Below are 15,776 nucleotides of genomic sequence, written 5' to 3'. Positions count from 1 at the left end.
GTTTGGTCGGCCAGCCCTGCCATCGGTCAGGCATATGATGCACGTGCTTGGTTCAGGTCAGGACGAGCGCGGCGCCAAGGTCCATGTTTTTCTCGCCAAGAACCCTTCTGCCGGGATACTACGATCAACATACCCGGCTCGGTGCTCTCGAGCTACCGCTCATCAGCAACGCCAGCGTGTGCCTGGCAATCATAAGCTCCTCGTCGGAGGGTACGACGTAGACCGGAATGCGGCTCGCGGCGGACGATATTAGCTGCGATTTCCGCGCATTCTCCACCACATCGAGCCGGACACCGAGCCATGCGAGCTGCTCCACGACGCGCGAACGGATCGAAGCGGAATTCACGCCGACCTCGGCTGTGAAGACAAATGCATCTAGGCCCTGTAACGCGGCCGCGAGCATGCCGGCGTTAAGGCCTATCCGGTAAACGAAATAGTCGATTGCGAACTTCGCGCTGGGATCCTGACTTGCCTCAAGCTGACGCACGTCACCGCTGACGCCGCCGGATAAGCCCTTCAATCCACAATCTTCGTGGAGAAACTCCTGTACCATCTGCGCCGACATTCCCTTCTCCGAGATGAGATAAAGCACCACGCCCGGGTCGATCTGCCCTGGTCGCGCTCCCATCGGCAGTCCGTCCAACGCGCTAAAACCCATAGTGCTCTCCACGCTGCGTCCTCCACTCAACGCGCACATTGAAGCCCCGCTCCCAAGACGTGCGACGATCACCCGTCCCAGTGCGATTTTCGGGGCAATCATCGGCAAGGTCTTCGCAATGTATTCGTAGGACAAACCATGAAACCCGTAACGGCGCACTCCCTCGACATAGAGCGGAGGAGGAATCGCATAATGGTCGGCGACCGCAGCATGGGTTCGGTGAAATGCAGTGTCGAAGCAGGCGACCTGCGGCACGGACGGAAAATCGACAAGGATCGAGCGGATTGGCGCCAGATTGTGGGGCAGATGAAGCGGCGCCAACGCGGTCAGCCGTTCCAGGCGAGCGAGGACGCCGTGATCGATCAGGACCGAACGGTCATGCTCCGTACCGCCGTGAACGACGTGGTGGCCGACAGCAATGGGGCTGATATGGAGCTCATCCCGCAACCAGCCGCCTGCAATGTTCAGTGCGGCCGAAATATCCGGCACTGCTTCGACCGGATAGGCGCGATTGGCAAGCGGATCGCCGGCGGCTCTGCTCGCTTGCAGTCGCGGGCACCGCCCGATGCCGTCGATCCGCCCCTGGAGCTGCTGACGTAGTCTTCCTTCTCCTTCGACCGAATAGATCTGAAACCTGAGGTGGGAGGAGCCGGCATTGATGACAAGGATGGTGTCCATGACGCTCACGTCGCAATCGTTGGAGCATGCCGCAGCCCTGCATCAACACCGGCGGTAACAGCAACAGCACCAGGCGGGCCAGACATTTTCCACCACCACGTTCCAACCTCGTTGTCGTATCGCTTTGCTTGAAGGCTTCTGTCGATTTGACGGGTCTCAACGCTCGATCGCCAGTTTTGCCGGCACAGCACGTTCGGTTCGGATCCAGGCCACCATCAGCTCCCAGACCACAGATAGAATGATAGGTCCGATGAAGAGGCCGATTATCCCGTGGAAGAGGGTTCCTCCGATCACCCCGATCAAGATGACGAGCGCCGGCGTGGTCAGGCCGCGCCCCATGACAAGCGGTTTCAGGATATTGTCGAGCACCGACACGATCACGAGAAACACCGTCAGCAGCAGTGCAATCGGAAATTCCTTGTCGGTCCAGATCCAGATGATGACCGGCAGGATGACGATGGTCCCGCCGATCTGCACGATCGACAGCAACAGCACCAGGAAGGCCAGGAGGCCCGCGCTGGCAATGCCGGCGAGCTTGAAACCTATACCCGCCAGCAAGGCTTGGATGATAGCGACGCCGATCACGCCTTGAGCCACCGCGCGGATCGTAGCCCCCGCCAGGTCCACGAAATGCTCGCTCTGATCCGGCACGATGCGCGACAGAAAGCTGCGCCCCGCAGCCACGAGCTGAGGTCCATACGGAAAAAGCACGCCGGCCACGGCCACCGACAGCAGAAACTTGACCGTTCCAACGCCGGCATTGCCGGCAAATCCGAGCAAGGTCGCCGCGAATGGTTTCAGGTAGGGCACCACTGTGCGCAAGAGCGACCGGATATTGGTCGTCGCCTGATCCCAGAGATCGAAGAACTGAGGACCAATGACCGGCCAATCCTTGAGAGACTGCGGCGGCGAAGGCACATGCAGTTCGCCAGCGGTAACTTGGGCGGCAAGATCGGTGATCCCGTCGACCGCGCCCATACCCAGCCAGGTCGCGGGCCCGATCACGACCGCGAGGTTGACAAGAGTGAGGATCGTCGCCGCAAGCTTCGGTCGCCCACCGAGAATGTTGGAGAGGCGCCGAAATACCGGATTCAGCGCAGCCGCAAGCACAACGCTCCAGGCCAATATGGGCACGAATGGACGCACCAGGAGTAGCGCCCAGACCAGCAACAGCGCCAGCAATCCGAGCCGAATTAGAAGCTGGATGATCTCGTCACCGGAGAGTATCTGGCGGAGTGTTTTCACGGACGCGCCTTCAGTCATGCAGGCATGCTGTGGCGGAATTGACCCCCGCTCCCGCTTCGCGAGCTTGATCCAGATCAAGCGGCGGGGCTCTCCTAGGGCTGAGGTACGGACAGGTCGGCTCACGCGCGGCCCGAAACACGTTACCGGTAGAGACTTGCTATCCGGTGCCGGCCGCGGACGTCACGTTGAGATAGCGCATCGCCGCGGGATCTGCGCGGCGACGTTGCTCCAGTAGAATTGCGGATATTTGTAAGCGATATCGCGAGGATGAAATTCGCATAGTCGTTAGTCGTGGTGATTCGCAGCAACGCTGGTCGCGCGAGCGCGATGCCTCCGTTGATCTGGATCAACTCGCAGGCAAAGCGCTGAGATCGACTGCGGTTTAGAACAGAGGAGGCCCAAATGAAGTCACCCATCGGACTAGCAGCTGCATTGATGACGACCGGTCTCGTCTTCGCGAATCCCGAAAGCGCCAACGCCGTTATATACTGCCAATACGTGGACTACCCCGCGCATTGCGTCGCGAGACCGGGCGTCGCCCTGGGCGTGCGTCCGGTCGCGCGCGCTGCTGCACGGGAAGCGGTGCGGCCCGGCACTCCGACGAATCGCGGCGGTCCGGTCGATCGCGTCGGCAGGCGCTGACGCGCTTGGTGGCAACGTCGCAGAAATGAGGGCCGGCGTTGCTGCCGGCCCCCTGAAGAACCAGACCCGGAAGGTCAGTACCTTGCGACGACCGGATTGGCGCCCCAGCCAAATCGGTAATTGAAGCGCACGGTGACCATATCCACGTCCTGGGTGATCCGGTTGTTCACAAAAGCGGCAAGTCGCGGATCGGCGACCGTGAACGAATTATTCCGGTGCCCCATGAACAGATGGTCGTATTCGAGGCCCACCGACCAATTCGGGGTGAACCCATACTCGAATCCGACGCCAATGACGCCACCCCAACGGGTTGCACTTTGCGCGGCGAGTTCGGCGCCGGACGCGGTATCAAGTACACTCAAGCGGTTGTCTGTCACCGCCGCGCCGCCTTTTACATAAAGCAGTGATGCGTTCCAGGCGTAGCCGATCTGGCCGGTGAAGAGGCCGATGGCACTCGTTCTAGTGCGCGTGGAGAGCGTCGGATCGAACAGGCTAACGCGCTGGTTACTGAGATCCGCCCAATCGCCCTGAGCCTCAAGACCAAACACCCACTGGCTGGCTTGCCAGCGATAACCGAGTTGGCCACCGATAACGCCACCGGACCGATCGCGGCAACCGGAAGCGACGGCGACGCCAGCCGCGTCAAGGAAATCCACGCAGTTGTGGTTCTGGGCCCAGCCACCGTTGCCGCCAATATAGAAGCCGGTCCAATTGTAGACCGGAACGATCGGTGCCGGCGGCGGCGCCTTCACGGCCATATCGGCAGCCATCGCAGGACCCACGGCGCCCAATGCCACCACGGTTGTCAGCAGAAGCCTTTTCATCGTGCCCTCTCTTGCCGGCCGCCTCTGAATGGGCGAAACGCCGGGTTTGTTGCAATGCAATGATCCCCCAACTTCCGGCTGAACTCTACGGGTGGGGGCAAAATCTCCACGTGCCAAAATGGCAACACTCAAGACATTTCGAATCCGATGCTGGTTTGCCTCACCCGCAGCGTCCAATGATACGGCCGCTATCCGAAATGACGGAACGTCGCCGTCCACTCGATCGGCATCTCGACGTCGGCCGAGAATCGTTTTGGTGCGCGCCTATCTCTCTGGGTCGCGCTTGGCGTCGTCGCTGGCAACGTTGTCGCCTGTGCCCTGTTCGATCCAGGATGGAATGTCGCTCGACGGAATCAGCCGCCGCGGCAAAAAGGGATTGAGCGTGCCTGCGAACACGATCAATCCCTCATTGAATTTCTCTCGTGCGAAAGCCCGCGCCTCGGCTTCGCTCTCGAATGTGCGCGTCTCCCGGGGACTTCGCCGCTTCGGCAAGGTCCCGCGCTTGTGCACCTCGAACGTGACGTACCAGGTTTGCGGCATCCGCCAGCTTCCGGATTGCGATCAAGCGGACATTTGTCGGCAAACAATGACCGGTGAGATCATGTTGCGTCCTAGTTGCGCCGCGGGTCGCGCGCTCCCCGTCCTTCCTGGCGTCGTTCCATGCCGACCGTCTGCGCGGGCGCTTGTTTTCCGAACCGCAATGTGCCGGAGGTCGCCACGCCAAGAGCGGCCCATCCCAGCAACGAAAGCGTTTCGCCACGCGCGCATCGTTCAGACCTTGGCTTTTCACTCACGTCACCACTCCTGATCTTGAGGCGTCTCAGTAGGCGATGCCGCGACTTACATTCGTTGATCATCATCAAACGGTCAGCGTCGTTGCCATAGTCGGGCAGACGACGGGTCGGAGTGAGCCTGCTCACCAGACCTGGTAGCCGAACCAATCATACTGCGGCGGTCTTGCCACGAGCCGGATACGTCTTTCGATGTGCCTCCTTACAATCTTGCTTTGACGCTGCGGCTTCGCTTCAGGCTTTGTCGATTGACGTGATTGCAGTCGTTCTGCCTCGTGCGGTCGAAGCTGAGCAAACGCCTCGTGCGCCCGCGTCCGTAAGGGGTCGGCGCCGGGCGGAGCACCAGGCTCGGTCTGAGCGATGTCCATCGGCACGATCGTGGGATGGCTGGTGTCGAGAACGACGCGCTCCGGCAATTTCCAATCGGAATAGATCCGGATGGTGACCGAGCGACCAGGTCCGCCGTGTATGGCAGGTCGATCCGGCACAAAGGCATCCACAACGAAGAGGATCGCGAGCAACGTGGCGCCGACATAGAACAGATATCGTGAGATGGGCATTGTCGGCATCCTCGCCGCCGCAGATTTTCGTCTGGCAAGCAACGGACCACGGCGGCAGAATTGGCGAAGCAATGCAACCTGCATGGTCGTGGTTGCCTAAATTGAACCGCCGTCGCTTCCGCCGCGGCGCGTCCCTGGTAAAGCCCTTGCTGAGGCACGGGCGGCGTTTCATTGGTAAGCGCACCCTCATTGAAGCAGGCTAATGTTCTCCGCGTCCGAACGCGGTTTCGCTTGAGCCAGATCAACGAATTGAAATTATCGCAACACGGCCTCGCGTACTGTCGCACGGCCCGGTCAGTGTCAGTGACATGCCCCTTGGTACAATGACCAGAAGGCCAATTGAAGAGATGTGGCACGCAACGCAGAATTCTCACCGCGTACATCGAGCTTCTGGCAGGGAGGGCCGATGATGAGTCAATTCGAGCTGAGTTCGCGCGCAGCGCTTTGCCGGCAGCTTGCAAGCCAAGATCCGCACAACCGCGCGGTCTGGATCGCCGAGGCGAGAAGCTGGTCAAACCTCGCAGACAAGACGCTCCAAGATGAGCACTTATGGCAAAGCGGGATCGTTGCCCGATTCGTCTTCGCATTCAGACATGGCCGTGCAGTTGCCCATGCAAGCGGCGGCTGCGCCTCCTCTACGTCCGAGCAGCGTCTTCGAGATTCGCTTGTCTAATCCGACGAACCGCGAGAATACCAGATCTGTCTCGCGTGTGGCTCAACGGTCGACAGTCTGCCCTGGTACGACGTGCGCGCATATTGCTTCGCTGTAAGCCTACACTCTCGCGACCGGCCGCTGTGCGGGAGAATAGCATGACTTATGTTCTAATTGTCGTCAGTTGGCTCGGCGTTGCTAATGGGGCCGTTGTGTCGACCCGAGAATTTTCGAGCGCAGAGCGTTGCGAAGCGGCCCGGACGGCTCTGATGGAATACGCGAAGGCGCGCAGCACTGACGAGACGCTGAGGCCCCTCTGCACGCAGAAGTAACAACAGCCAAAACAGCTGACGCATGCAATGAACGAAGGTGTCATGTCGCTTCGCCAGCGTCGCTGTCAGCGGTACGATTTCTACGGTTCTTTGATCCTGATCAATGGTCCGTGCACCAGACCATGGAGCGATTCAAATTCACCCTCACAGGACGGAGAATATCATGAAGCTTGGCATGCTCACACAGTTATCACTCGCAGGTGCAGTGATCGCTCTCGGAGTGTCCGGCTCAGTCGGCTGGTCGGCCGACGAAGGCCTTTCGCTCTCGCTGAGCCGGGCAGAAGCGCGGGTCGGGCGCCCCTTGACGCCAGTGTCAGTCGCCGGCGTCGCGCGCCGCACCACCAGACGCGCGGTCGTAGGCGGTGCCGTCGTCGGCGCGGCCGCAGTCGGCACGGCATGTGTCCGCGTTCTAGTCAACGGCCGCTACGTCTGCCGCTGATGGCGATCGGTTCTAGCTCTGAACACCGCATCCTGCGGGATGGGGCTCTTGCAGGATGTGCTGTTCAGGTTTCAGGGGCGCTATCGATAGGGGCCAGCGTGCGACAGAGCAGAGATCAGGAGCTCCAGCGTCTCCGGCATCGCAAGCACTTCGCGTTGTCCCGCTCCAGGCGGGCGGGATCGGCGGGACATCTCGACGCCTTCGATCTCTGGCCGAGCCGAAGGCATGAAGCTCGAGGCGGCGCATCCATCGGAGATGGTGACTGCACCTAAGCCGCCCAATTCATTGATCATGGTTTCCGGATCTGTTGCAGCCACACCGAATGCTGCCATTCGCGCCGGCAGTCCACCGCGATCACAGCTGCTTATGACTACGCGAACCCGCTCGACTTGCTCGTGGGAGACTGAGGACATCAGACGAAACGGATAATGATCTTACCGCTTCGCCTTTGTCGATATAGCGCGCGGACAACGATCGTGCTGACGGCCGCGCTTGTGGCGCTGGTCGCATCGGATACTCAAAACTAAATGTGAGCGAGCGCGCCCCGGTCTCGCAGCCCTTCACTCCGATCGGAGCGACATCTCTAAGCAGGGGGACCGGGATTTCCTGGCGTCTTAGGCCAGCCATGCCGCCCTGGGCCCGCGGCTGGCTAAAGCGCAACTCCCCCACACGGCGAGGAGGACTCATTGAAGAAAGGCGCGCGTTGTCCGATCCCCCAACCGGACACTGTGGGCCGATCTCGGAAGTTGGCCCTAGTCCGACTGGGACCGATATGCTTTGATGGGGCGGGGCGTGTGGCGCGTGGTGGCCTCATGCACATGGTCATTCGCAAGTACACCAAGGTTCGTTCGGTAGCGGACGCCGCTCGCCGCGCCAAGAGCGGCGTCGGCCAGATCCTAAGGCAATCGCGCGGATTCAGATCTTACTATGTGCTGGATGCGGGCGACGGTGTTGGTATCGCCGTGATGATATTTGACGACCGCGAAAGCGCTAATGCAGCAAACGCCAAGGTACTTGCGTTTGTTCAAGCGAGTCTACATGACCTCGATCTTGGAGTTCCCGAAATCACCACCGGCGAGGTTTTGGTGAACATAGAGCCAAATGAGTTCTCGGGCATAAAGTAGCTGAAAACGCCGCCATTTGCCTGGCGGTTACCACCCTTTGCTCATGTCGTCGACTTGATGTCTCCGTCTCGTTTGTAGCGATCGCGCCCTGGACGCGCCGTCTGCCAGCAATATGCGACTAGCGTGGTTTTCGAGGAGTAGCAGCAACATGAAGCAACATACCTTCGAAGCATTTCCCACCACAGCGATCTACTGGACACCGCTTGTGCTTATGGGAGCCGCGATGCCGCCAAGAGATCCCGATGAAGACGAGGAGGACGAAGACGACGAAGAGGAAGATGACGCTGACGAACCGCCGGTCGTGCGCGAGCCGGACGAAGACTAGACTGGCGTGTTCGGCAGTCGACGCTATAATATCTTTCATGGTCTGGGATGTGAAAGACATAGCGCTCCTTAACAGGCTCTGGTCCGCGGGACAGAGCGCGGCGCAGATAGCGCGTCGTCTCGGGTGCAGTCGTAACGCGGTCTGCGGCATGCTGGCCCGTCTGGGCCTGAAGCGCGGCCACAAGCCGCCTACAGCAACGCCCAAGATAAGGCCGCCCCCGAAGCTGAGGCCGACCTCGTCGGCAGCTTGCGCCCGTCCAGTCGCACGGAAGGTGTCGCGGAACACAGTGCAGAGGCAGCGGCCCAAGGAATTCAGCAAGCAGCAGCTCTACTCCATGCTGGCAGAGGCGGTCAGAAACACCGGCTAAGAGCTCACCACGAACATCGCTGCGGTCCCGTATGTGCCTGGCCCAGTTCGACGGGTTCGGCTGTCGTATGCCTTCCGAAGGCTTCATCTGGTTCGGTCAAAAGCAGCGATAGTTGCCAGGCGGAACTTGCTTCTGGTTTGCCGCCGAAAGCCGACATGTCACCGATTCAAGAGATCTTCGGCTAAGGGGCCCGAAGTGGAAACCGTAATGCCATCGCGACGACGTCGTCGAAACGGTTCTGTTCTTCCTTCAACCCGGCGCTCCCACACGCATCGCACTTGATCTGGCCCGCCCACGGCGGATTACCTTCAGCGACGCGGTCGTGCGGCCCTTTCGGTCCACGCCGGACTTCCGTCCGGAAGTTTCGTTGTCGAAGGAGACTGAACGAATGCGGTAGATATATACAACTGGACGCGGTGCGGTGTGAGGTCTTGGCTTTGGTTTGCTCGGACCTCCGCATCACGGACTGACGCGTCCGCCTCTAACTCCTGCCCTACTGGGCTTGATCATAGGCCTGCAGGATCCGGACAAAATCAGCCATGCTGGATCGATCTCGGCTTTCAACCATAGCCGCAACCTGAGTATTGGACGCGCGTTGGCTTCCCTGCCAGAACCGCATCAGGAGATCGGCGATGTTTTTCATGGCGGACTCTCTGCACCAACGATGGCGGTAAGCATCAGTTGAGCGGCGAAGCGCCGCTAGATCGGGAAAAGGGCCGGCGGGCGCTACGCCGCCGGTCTCGTCCCGCAACTGCCGGCTCGCAGGGCCGGTTCCGTTGCTTTTCACTCTGGATGTATCGGTAACACTGGCCCTTGGTCGGCGCCATCGCGCGCAGGTATGAAGTGACCATACCTAGGTAGACTTGGGCTAGTGAATAGGAACAGGAGCCATCCCGACCGGCACCGTTCGACCTGGGGGCCGCCGCCGACCAGGCCGTTGCTGCTTGCGGCCGAGACGCCCGGGAAGCGGTCAAGGCGCTCATTGTCGCGAACGGCTTCCTCGAGGCGCTGGCCCAGGAGTTACGGACCTCGGTTTCCGCCGGCTACTCGCGCGGCCGGTTCGTCGTCCCGCGCGACCGCCTCCCACGAATTGACCGAGCACCCCCCTCGACACCGCCGTCGAACAAGGCGTCCTCGATGAAGCTGCAGATCGGAGCTTCATCCTCCACGACCAGAATACGAACGGCATTGCTCACCTCGGCGACCGATGCGGTCGTCTCGCGTGACGGCGAGTGCGTCGGCCCGCGAATGTCGTGCGCCTCAGATCACCGGCACACCGTAGTAAGCATTCACGGAGCGCGTGGTCGCGGGGTCGCTCCAATTCCAGCTGCTCTCGTCGGCGTATTTCGGGGCGCCGCGGAGCTGGTCCTGGGTGATGCCGGTAACGTAGCCGCCGAGGTTGGTGTCGTATTTCAGCGCCTGCCATGGCAACGGATAGTGATCGTCGCCAATGCCGAGCAGCCCCCCGAAGCTGAGCACCGCGTACGACACGTTGCCGCTGACCTTGTCGATCATGACACGCTCGATGTAGCCCACCTTTTCCCCGTCGGTCCCGTACACGATCGTCCCCTCGACCTTGTCGCTTCCGATTAAGCTGAACGTTTCGCGATCTTCTATGGCCATGTTGACCTCCCGGATGATGTCTTCCGGAGTCAACCGGACGACGATGGCTCCGTTCCTGGCTGAAGCCCTGGTGACGTTGTTCTCGCCATCGTCAGCGACGGGGGCGCCCCGGACGACTCGGCCACGCTGCCCGTAGGGCGGCAGAAGGTCCAAGGTTCCTGCGGGCAGCGGGATGGCGGAGGGATGCGGCCCTGCTCGCCCGACTACGCCGCGGTGATAAAGGCCGAGGCGCTTTCGCGAAGGCCCGGGCATTCTCAGCGCGGTGGCCTTTCTATCCTTCCGCCATGATCGGCGGCGCAAACGATCGAGGACTGCCCGACCTTCGTTCAGCCGTCGGAACCCGAAAAAGGCTCGGAGGATGTGAGGCGGCTCACATCACCTGGACGAATTAGAGCTTACTCCGTCTGGGTCGATGCACCACCGGACGGAGATGTCGAATGAAACGCCTTATGCTTTCGCTCGTCACGGCCCTGCTCGTCATCAGCGCAGTCAGCAGCGTGCTCAGACCGCATGCACTTCTTCGCTCTGCACAGAGCGGCATGCCAAACATTCAAGAGCTGCAGACAGGCCAAGCGAGCACGCTGGCCGAGCAAGAGATCGAGGACCGGTCCGTCCTGTTTGCCAGAGGACGGATGCAATAGAGCACACCTGACCGGCCTTCTTCAGCCGCTCCCCTTCATTCCGCCGCAGCGGTCACTGGTTGCGGCTTTTGATCGTTCGGTCCGGTTCGCCCACTCTGTTCGTCGAGCCAGAGACTATGATGTTCGCGTGCCCAGTTGACATCGACCTCACCCGAACCCATGGCCTCGAAAGCCCCCTCCATCCCGATCGTGCCGATGTAGACATGCGCAATCATGGCGGCCACGAATAGCACGCCCACAACGGAGTGGATGATCTGGGCCATCTGCATGCCTTCAATGCCGCTGATATAGAACGGGAACATCAGTTCGTATCCCGTCGCCGCAACGAGGCCGCCTCCAATCACGACGATCCAGTAAATCATCTTCTGGCCGGCATTGAAGCGATAGGCCGGCGGATGATCATGGCCGACAATGCCCCCTCCCCGCTTGATCCAGGCAACGTCCACCTTGTTCGGGAGATTTCCCGCGATCCACATCAGGAAGATCAGAACGACGCCGACGGTGAACGGGAAACTCAGATAGTTGTGGGCATACTTTGCCCATTGTGACCACTCGGAGAAGGCTTCAAAACCCATAAGCGGCAATAACAACGGCCGCCCGAAGGTGATGTTCAGACCCGAGATGGCGAGGATGATGAAGCAGGTGGCTGTCATCCAATGCACGAAGCGCTCAAACAGGGTGAAGCGCACGATGGTGCGTCCCGATCGCCCGCTTTCAAGCCGCACCATGCCACGGGTGAGATAGAAGATCAGGAGCACAGCCAGCATGCCGATAATCGCGACGCCACCGATCCAGCGCAGCGTGACATTGCGAAACTCCCGCCATTCGCGTCCCTGTGGCTGCTCGAGCACGCCCGACCTCTGATCCGGAATGCTGACGCGGCCCTGGATTCGGTTCAGCTCCTGCAGCAATTGCTGCTCCTTGACGGAGCTTGCGGTCGGGTTGACCTGCTGCGCACTCGCCGGAGCCGCCATGATCACCAGAAGCAGCGCGCATGCGCCGAATGCCAGGCGAATGAGTCTTCCAAATGACGCCATCTGCACCTCCAGGTAGCGCGTCCTTGACTGCCGTCCGCGTCAGGACTCGATCGTCTCGCGATACGCGGTCTTCCAGCCCCACGCGCCGGAGCCGTAGCCGCGCTTCATCACGCGTTCCTTGTAGATCTGGGCGATAATCTCCCCGTCGCCGGCGAGCAACGACTTGGTCGAGCACATTTCGGCACACAGCGGCAGCTTGCCCTCTGCCAGCCGGTTCGCGCCATACTTCTCGTATTCCTCCTTGCTGCCGTCGGCCTCCGGGCCGCCGGCGCAGTAGGTGCATTTGTCCATCTTGCCGCGCGAACCGAAGTTCCCGACCTTGGGGTATTGCGGCGCGCCGAACGGACAGGCGTAGAAGCAATAGCCACAACCGATGCACAGGTCCTTGGAGTGCAGCACCACGCCATCAGCAGTGGTGTAGAAGCAGTTCACGGGGCACACGGCCGCGCAGGGCGCGTCGGTGCAGTGCATGCAGGCCATCGAGATCGAACGCTCGCCTGGCTTGCCATCATTGATGGTGACCACGCGGCGCCGGTTGATACCCCAGGGCACCTCATGCTCGTTCTTGCAGGCGGTGACGCAGGCATTGCATTCGATGCAACGGTCGGCGTCGCAGAGGAATTTCATACGGGCCATCGTCGTTGCTCCTTATGCCGCCGCGATTTGGCAAAGAGTGACCTTCGGTTCCTGCATGCCCGTCGCGGGATCATATCCGTAGGTCGTGATGGTGTTCGCGCTTTCGCCGAGCACGATCGGATCTGTCCCCTTCGGGTAGGTACTGCGAAGATCTTTGCCTCCCAGCCAGCCGCCGAAATGGAAGGGCATCCAGGCGACGCCCTTGCCGACACGCTCGGTGACGAGCGCCTTCATCCTCGCCCTCGAATTGTTCTCGGCGCCCGAGACCCAGACCCAGCCGCCGTCCTTGACGCCGCGATCAGCGGCATCGGCCGGGTTGATCTCGATGAACATGTCCTGCTGCAGTTCGGCAAGCCACGGATTGGTACGCGTCTCCTCCCCGCCGCCCTCATACTCGACCAGACGGCCCGACGAGAGGATGAGCGGGAACTGCTTGGCAATCCCCTTCTCCACCGCAGCCTTCTGCACCGAGAATCCGATGTTGGGCATGCGAAACTGCTTGGCATCGGGCAAAGTCGGATATTTTGCGACGAGGTCGACACGTGGCGTGTAGATCGGCTCGCGATGGACCGGAATCGGATCAGGCAGGCCGAAGGCGTTCATGCGTGCCTTGCCATTGCCGTAAGGCACACAGCCGTGTTTGAGCGCGACCCGCTGGATGCCCCCTGAGAGATCGAGCGACCATGACACCGAATCCGGATTGGTCGGATTAACCTTCATGATCGTAGCCATCTCCGCTTCGGTGAGATCTGTATCCCAGCCAAGCTTCTTCAGGCTCGCCAGAGTGAATTCGGGATAGCCGTCCTGGATTTCGGAATCCTTGGAGTAGGATCTGTCGGCCAGCAAGCTAACCTTGCGCGTAGATCCGTCTGGCAGTTTCTCCTCGCGCTCGATGCCGAAGCGCGGCCGGAACGTGCCGCCGCCATCCATCACCGCGAGATTGGTGTTGTAGAGCAGCGGCGTGCCGGGATGCCGGACCTCCGGCGAGCCCCAGCATGGCCACGGCAGGCCGTAATAATCGCCGCCGACCTCGGGATCATCCTTGGGGGCGCGCATCGTCAGCATGTCGAACTTCGCCTGGTACTTCATGTGCGCCTTAAGCCGCTCAGGTGATTGCCCGCAATAGCCGGTTGACCAGCTGCCGCGGTTCATTTCGCGCAGCACATCTTCTGCTTCGGGCAGATTGTTCTCGACCTTGATTTTCTTGAACATCTGGTCGGCGAAGCCGAGCTTCCTGGCCATCAGATAGATGACCTCGAGATCGTCCTTGGATTCGAAGATCGGTTTGACGATCTGCTCGCTCCATTGCAGCGAGCGGTTCGAAGCGACGCGCGATCCCTTGCATTCGAATTGCGTGGCCACCGGAAGAATGTAGACGCCATCCTTGCGGCCGGCCTCGACCGCCAGCGACGCCCAGGTCGTGGGATGCGGGTCGGCAATGACAAGCAGGTCCAGCGCCTTCAGGCCGTTGAGAGACTCCGGAATGCGCGTGATGCTGTTGCTGGCGTGCCCCTGAACGAACACTGCCCGTACGTTGTCCTTCTGAGCGACCTGGTCTTTCGGCAGCGTCACCGCCTCGAACCAGCGGGTCAGCGGAATGCCGGGAGTCTCCATGATCTGTTTGGAATCGAAGCGCGACTTCAAGAACTCGTAATCAACGTCCCAGACCCGCGACCAGTGCTTCCATGCGCCTTCAGCGAGACCGTAGTAGAACGGCAACGTCACAATATCGAGCCCGACATCGGTCGCGCCCTGCACATTGTCGTGGCCGCGGAAGATGTTGGCACCCATGCCGGGCCCGCCCACATTGCCGGTCAAGAGCAGCAGGATGCAGCTCGCCCTCACATTGGCGGTGCCGACGGTCTTCTGGGTCTGGCCCATCGCCCAGATCAACGTCGACGGCTTCTCAGTGGCGAACATCTTGGCGACCCGCTTGAGCTGTTCGCCGGGAATGCCCGCGACGCGCTCGACCTCTTCCGGATTCCATTGCTCCACTTCCTTGCGGAGATCGTCGAACCCGTAGACGCGCTGCCTGATGAACTCCTTGTCCTCCCAGCCGTTCTGGAGGATGTGCCACATGATACCGTAGAGCACAGGAATGTCGGTGCCCGGACGCATCCGCACATATTCCGTGGCGTGCGCAGCGGTGCGCGTCATGCGCGGGTCGATGACGATGAAGTTGGCCTTTTGCAGCTCCTTGCCCTCGAGCAGATGCTGCAACGAAACCGGATGCGCCTCGGCCGGATTGCCGCCCATGATCATCTGGGTCTTGGCATTGCGGATATCGTTGTAGCTATTGGTCATCGCGCCATAGCCCCAGGTGTTGGCGACGCCGGTGACGGTGGTCGAATGGCAGATGCGTGCCTGATGGTCGGTGTTGTTGGTACCCCAGAACGCTCCGAGCTTGCGGAACAGATAAGCGCCTTCATTGGTCATCTTGGCCGAGCCGAGCCAATATACGGAATCGGGCCCCGATTTTTCGCGAACCTCGAGGATCTTGTCGCCGATCTCGTTGATCGCAGTTTCCCAGGAGACGCGCGTCCATTGCCCGTTCACGAGCTTCATCGGATAGCGCAGACGCCGTTCGCTGTGCACGAGCTCACGCACGGAGGCGCCCTTCGCGCAATGAGATCCGCGGTTGATGGGGGACTCCCAGCTCGGCTCCTGGCCGATCCAGACCCCGTTCAACACCTCCGCGGTTACGGTGCATCCGACCGAACAATGCGTACAGATGCTTTTCTTGACGCTGGCCCCGGCAGTCAGCGGACCTGCCATGGCCGCTTCCGTCTTGCGCACGCCGGAAACCGGCATGGTCCCGAGTGCCGCGAGCGCGCCACCCGCAAGACCTGACCGGCGCAGGAAGGTGCGGCGATCGAGACCGCTGGCCTGCCTTGATAGGGTGTTCGCGACCGAGCCGCCGCGGTCCGATCCGGAATGGTCTTGTGTTCGCTTGATAAGCACGGGCAGCCTCCCTTAGGTGGGATAGCGATTGACGCGGTAATAGGCCTTCACGTGATCGGATTCCTTGTAGCGCGCCTTGCGCTTCTCATCGTTATTCTCGCTATCGGCCTGCGCAGAGCCGACGAGTGGCGTCGCCAGCGTGGCGCCAGCGCCTACCGCGCCGATGCCAACCTTGCGGAGGAAGTCGCGCCGTCCGACGATCACTTTCTTTTCATCGCTCATCGCATCTCTCCCGGACCAG

General features: G+C 60.9%; 17 protein-coding genes. 6 read left to right on the top strand and 11 right to left on the bottom strand.

Features of this window, described 5'->3' with window-relative positions:
- Positions 1-124: 124 nt before the first annotated feature.
- Entirely contained in the window at positions 125-1,336 is a 1,212-nt protein-coding gene (locus QSV46_RS01695; protein WP_314945386.1) for an acetate/propionate family kinase, read from the bottom strand.
- A gap of 156 nt (positions 1,337-1,492) precedes the next feature.
- Entirely contained in the window at positions 1,493-2,599 is a 1,107-nt protein-coding gene (locus QSV46_RS01690) for an AI-2E family transporter (protein ID WP_314946452.1), read from the bottom strand.
- A 384-nt stretch (positions 2,600-2,983) separates the two neighbouring features.
- Between QSV46_RS01690 and QSV46_RS01685 the strand changes: the two genes are divergently transcribed.
- Entirely contained in the window at positions 2,984-3,223 is a 240-nt protein-coding gene (locus QSV46_RS01685) for a hypothetical protein (RefSeq protein ID WP_409997132.1), read from the top strand.
- 74 nt (positions 3,224-3,297) lie between these two features.
- On the opposite strand, the gene QSV46_RS01680 is transcribed toward QSV46_RS01685, so the two are convergent.
- The 3 genes from QSV46_RS01680 to QSV46_RS01670 all read right to left on the bottom strand — a co-directional run bounded on the left by QSV46_RS01680 (position 3,298) and on the right by QSV46_RS01670 (position 5,482).
- Positions 3,298-4,047 carry an outer membrane protein gene (locus tag QSV46_RS01680; RefSeq protein WP_314945384.1) on the bottom strand — a complete coding sequence of 250 codons (750 nt, stop codon included), beginning with the start codon at positions 4,045-4,047 and terminating at the stop codon, positions 3,298-3,300.
- A gap of 264 nt (positions 4,048-4,311) precedes the next feature.
- Entirely contained in the window at positions 4,312-4,587 is a 276-nt protein-coding gene (locus QSV46_RS01675; protein WP_314945383.1) for a hypothetical protein, read from the bottom strand.
- 376 nt (positions 4,588-4,963) lie between these two features.
- On the bottom strand, positions 4,964-5,482 hold the full coding sequence (locus QSV46_RS01670; protein ID WP_314945381.1) for a hypothetical protein: 519 nt from the start codon (positions 5,480-5,482) through the stop codon (positions 4,964-4,966).
- Between the two features lie 1,063 nt (positions 5,483-6,545).
- On the opposite strand from QSV46_RS01670, the gene QSV46_RS01665 reads away from it, so the two are divergent.
- The 4 genes from QSV46_RS01665 to QSV46_RS01650 all read left to right on the top strand — a co-directional run bounded on the left by QSV46_RS01665 (position 6,546) and on the right by QSV46_RS01650 (position 8,637).
- Positions 6,546-6,821, top strand: a complete 276-nt coding sequence (locus QSV46_RS01665) for a hypothetical protein (protein WP_314945379.1) — start codon at positions 6,546-6,548, stop codon at positions 6,819-6,821.
- Positions 6,822-7,633: 812 nt separating this feature from the next.
- Positions 7,634-7,945, top strand: coding sequence for a hypothetical protein (locus QSV46_RS01660; protein WP_314945378.1), 312 nt, complete (start codon positions 7,634-7,636; stop codon positions 7,943-7,945).
- 148 nt (positions 7,946-8,093) lie between these two features.
- Positions 8,094-8,270 carry a hypothetical protein gene (locus tag QSV46_RS01655; RefSeq protein WP_314945375.1) on the top strand — a complete coding sequence of 59 codons (177 nt, stop codon included), beginning with the start codon at positions 8,094-8,096 and terminating at the stop codon, positions 8,268-8,270.
- On the top strand, positions 8,188-8,637 hold the full coding sequence (locus QSV46_RS01650; RefSeq protein WP_314945374.1) for a GcrA family cell cycle regulator: 450 nt from the start codon (positions 8,188-8,190) through the stop codon (positions 8,635-8,637). The genes QSV46_RS01655 and QSV46_RS01650 overlap by 83 nt, the downstream gene beginning before the upstream one ends.
- A gap of 493 nt (positions 8,638-9,130) precedes the next feature.
- Here QSV46_RS01650 and QSV46_RS01645 read toward each other — a convergent pair whose 3' ends face one another.
- Together QSV46_RS01645 and QSV46_RS01640 are read right to left on the bottom strand one after the other, a co-directional pair.
- A complete protein-coding gene (locus QSV46_RS01645) occupies positions 9,131-9,280 on the bottom strand; it encodes a hypothetical protein (protein WP_314945372.1) in 150 nt (49 codons plus the stop codon).
- A gap of 617 nt (positions 9,281-9,897) precedes the next feature.
- On the bottom strand, positions 9,898-10,260 hold the full coding sequence (locus QSV46_RS01640; RefSeq protein WP_314945371.1) for a PRC-barrel domain-containing protein: 363 nt from the start codon (positions 10,258-10,260) through the stop codon (positions 9,898-9,900).
- Positions 10,261-10,697: 437 nt separating this feature from the next.
- On the opposite strand from QSV46_RS01640, the gene QSV46_RS01635 reads away from it, so the two are divergent.
- Complete coding sequence (locus QSV46_RS01635; protein ID WP_314945370.1) at positions 10,698-10,901, top strand: hypothetical protein; 204 nt, start codon at positions 10,698-10,700, stop codon at positions 10,899-10,901.
- 35 nt (positions 10,902-10,936) lie between these two features.
- Here QSV46_RS01635 and QSV46_RS01630 read toward each other — a convergent pair whose 3' ends face one another.
- The 4 genes from QSV46_RS01630 to QSV46_RS01615 are packed head-to-tail and all read right to left on the bottom strand — an operon-like array spanning position 10,937 to position 15,757.
- Positions 10,937-11,938 (bottom strand): formate dehydrogenase subunit gamma, encoded by a 1,002-nt coding sequence (locus QSV46_RS01630; protein ID WP_314945369.1) that lies wholly within the window; start codon positions 11,936-11,938, stop codon positions 10,937-10,939.
- A 39-nt stretch (positions 11,939-11,977) separates the two neighbouring features.
- Positions 11,978-12,574, bottom strand: a complete 597-nt coding sequence (gene fdh3B / locus QSV46_RS01625; RefSeq protein ID WP_007592757.1) for a formate dehydrogenase FDH3 subunit beta — start codon at positions 12,572-12,574, stop codon at positions 11,978-11,980.
- A gap of 12 nt (positions 12,575-12,586) precedes the next feature.
- Positions 12,587-15,535: a formate dehydrogenase subunit alpha gene (locus tag QSV46_RS01620; protein ID WP_314945355.1), complete on the bottom strand. Its 2,949-nt coding sequence runs from the start codon at positions 15,533-15,535 to the stop codon at positions 12,587-12,589.
- Between the two features lie 12 nt (positions 15,536-15,547).
- A complete protein-coding gene (locus tag QSV46_RS01615; RefSeq protein WP_314945352.1) occupies positions 15,548-15,757 on the bottom strand; it encodes a twin-arginine translocation signal domain-containing protein in 210 nt (69 codons plus the stop codon).
- Between the last annotated feature and the right edge of the window lie 19 nt (positions 15,758-15,776).

Origin of the sequence: Bradyrhizobium cosmicum, from assembly GCF_032290525.1 — a bacterium.
GTDB lineage: Bacteria > Pseudomonadota > Alphaproteobacteria > Rhizobiales > Xanthobacteraceae > Bradyrhizobium > Bradyrhizobium cosmicum_A.
This window is presented reverse-complemented; position numbering and strand designations above follow the sequence as displayed.

What these genes read in the sequence shown, in the direction of transcription:
- QSV46_RS01695 (WP_314945386.1), bottom strand. Translation starts at nt 1,336, where the DNA reads ATGGACACCATCCTTGTCATCAATGCCGGCTCCTCCCACCTCAGGTTT.
- QSV46_RS01690 (WP_314946452.1), bottom strand. Translation starts at nt 2,599, where the DNA reads ATGACTGAAGGCGCGTCCGTGAAAACACTCCGCCAGATACTCTCCGGT.
- QSV46_RS01685 (WP_409997132.1), top strand. Translation starts at nt 2,984, where the DNA reads ATGAAGTCACCCATCGGACTAGCAGCTGCATTGATGACGACCGGTCTC.
- QSV46_RS01680 (WP_314945384.1), bottom strand. Translation starts at nt 4,047, where the DNA reads ATGAAAAGGCTTCTGCTGACAACCGTGGTGGCATTGGGCGCCGTGGGT.
- QSV46_RS01675 (WP_314945383.1), bottom strand. Translation starts at nt 4,587, where the DNA reads ATGCCGCAAACCTGGTACGTCACGTTCGAGGTGCACAAGCGCGGGACC.
- QSV46_RS01670 (WP_314945381.1), bottom strand. Translation starts at nt 5,482, where the DNA reads ATGCAGGTTGCATTGCTTCGCCAATTCTGCCGCCGTGGTCCGTTGCTT.
- QSV46_RS01665 (WP_314945379.1), top strand. Translation starts at nt 6,546, where the DNA reads ATGAAGCTTGGCATGCTCACACAGTTATCACTCGCAGGTGCAGTGATC.
- QSV46_RS01660 (WP_314945378.1), top strand. Translation starts at nt 7,634, where the DNA reads ATGCACATGGTCATTCGCAAGTACACCAAGGTTCGTTCGGTAGCGGAC.
- QSV46_RS01655 (WP_314945375.1), top strand. Translation starts at nt 8,094, where the DNA reads ATGAAGCAACATACCTTCGAAGCATTTCCCACCACAGCGATCTACTGG.
- QSV46_RS01650 (WP_314945374.1), top strand. Translation starts at nt 8,188, where the DNA reads ATGAAGACGAGGAGGACGAAGACGACGAAGAGGAAGATGACGCTGACG.
- QSV46_RS01645 (WP_314945372.1), bottom strand. Translation starts at nt 9,280, where the DNA reads ATGAAAAACATCGCCGATCTCCTGATGCGGTTCTGGCAGGGAAGCCAA.
- QSV46_RS01640 (WP_314945371.1), bottom strand. Translation starts at nt 10,260, where the DNA reads ATGGCCATAGAAGATCGCGAAACGTTCAGCTTAATCGGAAGCGACAAG.
- QSV46_RS01635 (WP_314945370.1), top strand. Translation starts at nt 10,698, where the DNA reads ATGAAACGCCTTATGCTTTCGCTCGTCACGGCCCTGCTCGTCATCAGC.
- QSV46_RS01630 (WP_314945369.1), bottom strand. Translation starts at nt 11,938, where the DNA reads ATGGCGTCATTTGGAAGACTCATTCGCCTGGCATTCGGCGCATGCGCG.
- fdh3B (WP_007592757.1), bottom strand. Translation starts at nt 12,574, where the DNA reads ATGGCCCGTATGAAATTCCTCTGCGACGCCGACCGTTGCATCGAATGC.
- QSV46_RS01615 (WP_314945352.1), bottom strand. Translation starts at nt 15,757, where the DNA reads ATGAGCGATGAAAAGAAAGTGATCGTCGGACGGCGCGACTTCCTCCGC.